The following is a 4,065-nucleotide window of genomic DNA, read 5'->3' on the forward strand; positions in this document are numbered from 1 at the left end:
CCTCAGGCTATGGCTATCAATTGACCGCTCCCGGACACGCGGCTAGTCTTTGTTACGCAAACGCAATCAAGCGCTTGGCCCCCTGGATGGGAGGTCGGCATGCGCGATGCGGGCCTTGAACGAGCCATCGATGCGGCGGGCGGCGTTGCCGAGCTTGCCCGAAAGATCGGTATTGCCCAGCCCTCGGTGTCGAACTGGAACAGGGTGCCCGCGCAACGTGTGATTGCGGTCGAAGGCGCAACGGGTGTGTCGCGCAAAGTGCTTCGTCCCGATCTCTATAGCGAGCCGGCCGCGCCGGAAGACGCGGTTGATCCGACCGATGCCGCGCGCGCGCAGGAATACGCGCTGCTTGCAACCTTGCTCTCGTCCGCGCCGTCGGCCGCATTGCTCGAGCAGATCGCGCAACTGCATGGCGATGCGACGCCGCTTGGACGCGCCCATGCAACCCTTGCAGAAGCTGCATCGGTAGCGGCCGTATCCGAGGTCGAGCGCGAATATTTTGACCTCTTCGTCGGTCTGGGTCGCGGCGAGTTGCTGCCTTACGCTTCCTATTACTTGACGGGGTTTCTCCACGAACGTCCGCTGTCGCGCCTGCGCGACGATCTCGCCGCGCTCGGCATTGAGCGGGTCGAGAGCAATTTTGAGCCCGAGGATCACGCGGCGACGCTGTGCGAGATCATGGCGGGCCTTGCGGTGGCACGCTTCCCGGTGCCAACGGAAGCACAGCGCACATTCTTCGAGAAGCATGTGTCCCGCTGGATGGGACGTTTGTTTGCCGACATGGAGAAGGCGGAAAACGCCAAATTCTACCGGTCGGTCGGAACACTTGGACGAAATTTTCTGGAAATCGAATCCGAGGCTTTCACGTTCGTCAACTGACCAGCGCCGCTGGTCCAGGAGAGATGCGATGAGGGACGAGCAGAGAACGACAGTCGGACGCCGCGATTTCCTTCGCAAGGTCGGCATCGGCACGGTCGGTGCGGGCGCGACGCTGGCAACGCCCTTGATCACGCCTGCTCAGGCGGACAGCGAGACCGACGATGAGAAACGCAAGGCGCGCTACAAGGAGACCGATCATGTGAAGGCGTACTACCGTGTCAATCGCTATCCGGGTTGAGAGGAGGCGGCCGTGCTGATCAGGAGAACACAACAGCGTTCCGAATCCGCTTCACGCGGATCAATCGCGGGAGGTTTGTCCGGGCAAACCAATGGTCTCGACCGCCGCACCTTCCTGCTCCGGTCTGGCCTTGGTGGCGGCGCTCTCGCTGCAGTGAGCACGCTGCCGGTCGGCGGCGTCCGCAAGGCGAAAGCAGCAGTGGCAGGTCCCCTCACATCGGGAGCAACCGTTCGCAAGAGCGTCTGCACGCATTGTTCGGTTGGATGCACCGTGACGGCGGAGGTGCTGAATGGGGTGTGGATCGGCCAGGAGCCGAGCTGGGAGTCCCCGATCAATCGCGGATCACATTGTGCCAAGGGCGCTTCTGTGCGCGAGCTCGTGCACAGCGAGCGGCGGCTGCGCTATCCGATGAAGCTTGTGGGCGGGCAGTGGACGCGTGTCTCCTGGGATACGGCGATCAACGAGATCGGCGACAAGCTCCTGGAAGTCCGCGAGAAATCTGGGCCCGATTCCATCTATTGGCTCGGCTCGGCCAAAATGACGAACGAAGGCGCCTATCTGTTCCGCAAGCTCGGCGCGTTCTGGGGAACCAACAACACGGATCATCAGGCGCGCATCTGCCATTCAACGACCGTTACCGGCGTGGCCAACACCTGGGGCTACGGCGCGATGACCAACAGCTTCAACGATATCCGCAATGCCAAGACCCAGGTCATCATGGGCGGCAATCCAGCCGAGGCGCACCCTGTATCGTTGCAGCATCTGCTCGAGGGCAAGGAGCTTCAAAAGGCCAACTTTGTCGTCATCGACCCGCGCCTGACGCGAACCGCGGCACACGCGACCGAATATGTTCGGATGCGGCCGGGCACCGACATCCCGGTGCTGTACGGCATGATGTGGCACATCCTCCAGAACGGGTGGGAAGACAAGGAGTTCATCCGACAGCGGGTCTATGGATTCGATGATCTCCGGAAAGAAGTGGAGAAGTGGAATCCGGCAGAAGTCGAGCGTGTCACCGGCATTCCCGGCGAGCAGCTCAAGCGCGTCGCCAAGATGTTTGCTACCGAGAAGCCGGCAACGCTGATCTGGGCCATGGGCCAGACCCAGAAGACCGTTGGCACCGCCAACGTGCGGGCCAGTTGCATCGCACTGCTGATGACCGGCAATGTCGGTGGAGCGGGCATGGGCGCCAACATCTTCCGTGGCCATGACAACGTGCAAGGCGCGACCGATGTCGGGCTCGATATCGTCACGCTGCCGTTCTACTACGGGCTCGCCGAAGGCGCGTGGAAGCACTGGTCGCGGGTTTGGGAAGTCGACCATGAGTTCCTGAAGTCGCGCTTCGACTCCAAGCAGATCATGGAAACGCCCGGCATCCCGCTGACCCGCTGGTTCGAAGCGGTGACGCTGCCGAAAGATCGGATCGCGCAGAGGGACAATGTGCGGGCCGTGTTCGTGCAGGGGCACGCCAGCAACAGCATCACCCGCATTCCTGAATCCCTTAATGGCCTGAAGGCGCTCGAGCTGCTCGTCATCGCCGACCCGCATCCGACGACCTGGGCCTCGCTCTCGGTCGAGGCGGGACGCAAGGATGGAGTCTACATTCTCCCGGTTGCCACGCAATTCGAGTGCAAGGGTTCGCGCGTTGCCTCGAACCGCTCGTTGCAATGGGGCGAGCAGGTCGTGAAGCCGATCTTCGAATCGAAGGACGACCTCGAGATCATCTATCTCCTGGCGAAGAAGTTCGGCTTCGCCGACAAGATGTTCAAGAACATCAAGGTCGAGAACAATCTGCCCGAGGCGGAGGATGTGCTGCGTGAGATGAACCGCGGCAGCTGGTCGACCGGCTATTGCGGGCAATCGCCCGAGCGCCTCAAGGCGCATATGAAGAACCAGGCGAAGTTCGACATGCTGACGATGCGGGCGCCCAAGGACGATCCCGAGGTCGGCGGCGACTATTACGGTCTGCCTTGGCCGTGCTGGGGATCACCTGAAGTCAAGCATCCGGGCACGCCGCTGCTCTACAACACCAATTTGCACGTGATGGACGGTGGCGGCACGTTCCGTCCGCGCTTTGGCGTCGAGCGCGAAGAGAAGCTGCCCGACGGCACCACGCGCAAGGTCAGCCTGCTCGCGGACGGCTCGTACTCGAAGGGTTCGGCGATCGAGGACGGCTATCCGGAATTCACGCTGGCGAGCCTGAAGAAGCTCGGCTGGGACACGGAGCTCACGGAAGCCGAAAGGGCTGTTATCAACAAGATCAACCCGGCCAATCCAGACGTGGTGTCGTGGTCGCTCGACCTGTCGGGCGGAATCCAGCGTGTCGCGCTCATGCATGGTTGCGTGCCCTATGGCAACGGCAAGGCGCGGATGAATGCGTTCGGCTTGCCCGACCCCATTCCGGTACACCGGGAGCCGATCTACACGCCGCGCGTCGACCTGGTCGCGAAATATCCGACGTTGCCCGACGCCGAGCAGTTCCGGGTGCCCAATATCGGCTTCTCGGTGCAAAAGGCGGCGGTCGAGAAGGGGATCGCGAAGCAATTTCCGCTCATCCTGTCGTCCGGCCGTCTGGTCGAATATGAGGGCGGCGGCGAGGAGACGCGCACCAACCCCTGGCTCGCCGAATTGCAGCAGGACATGTTCATCGAGATCAATCCAGCCGATGCCGCCGAGCGCGGCGTCACGGACGGTGGCTGGGTCTGGGTCACGGGCGCAGAGAACAATTCGAGGGCCAGGATGAAGGCGCTCGTCACCGAGCGTGTCGGCAAGGGCGTTGCCTGGATGCCTTTCCACTTCGGCGGTTGGCTCGCAGGCAAGGATCTTCGCAGCAACTACCCCAAGGGCACCGATCCGATCGTGCTCGGCGAAAGCGCGAACACGATCACCACCTACGGGTATGATCCCGCGACGAACATGCAGGAGACGAAAGTCACTCTCTGCCAGAT

At 62.2% G+C, this 4,065-nt stretch carries 3 protein-coding genes; all 3 read left to right on the forward strand.

What is annotated here, in order from left to right; genetic code table 11:
* Positions 1–99: 99 nt before the first annotated feature.
* On the forward strand, positions 100–879 hold the full coding sequence (locus AC1DW2_RS43440) for a molecular chaperone TorD family protein (protein WP_477009169.1): 780 nt from the start codon (positions 100–102) through the stop codon (positions 877–879).
* A gap of 28 nt (positions 880–907) precedes the next feature.
* Complete coding sequence (locus tag AC1DW2_RS43445) at positions 908–1,117, forward strand: twin-arginine translocation signal domain-containing protein (protein WP_063985307.1); 210 nt, start codon at positions 908–910, stop codon at positions 1,115–1,117.
* A gap of 12 nt (positions 1,118–1,129) precedes the next feature.
* A partial coding sequence (locus AC1DW2_RS43450; protein WP_477009170.1) for a formate dehydrogenase subunit alpha occupies positions 1,130–4,065 on the forward strand: 2,936 nt, incomplete at its 3' end.

The sequence above is a fragment of the Bradyrhizobium sp. P3_C3 genome (genome assembly GCF_056402655.1).

Excerpts from the sequence above, each read along its gene's own strand:
- AC1DW2_RS43445 (WP_063985307.1), top strand. The coding sequence starts at position 908 with ATGAGGGACGAGCAGAGAACGACAGTCGGACGCCGCGATTTCCTTCGC.
- AC1DW2_RS43440 (WP_477009169.1), top strand. The coding sequence starts at position 100 with ATGCGCGATGCGGGCCTTGAACGAGCCATCGATGCGGCGGGCGGCGTT.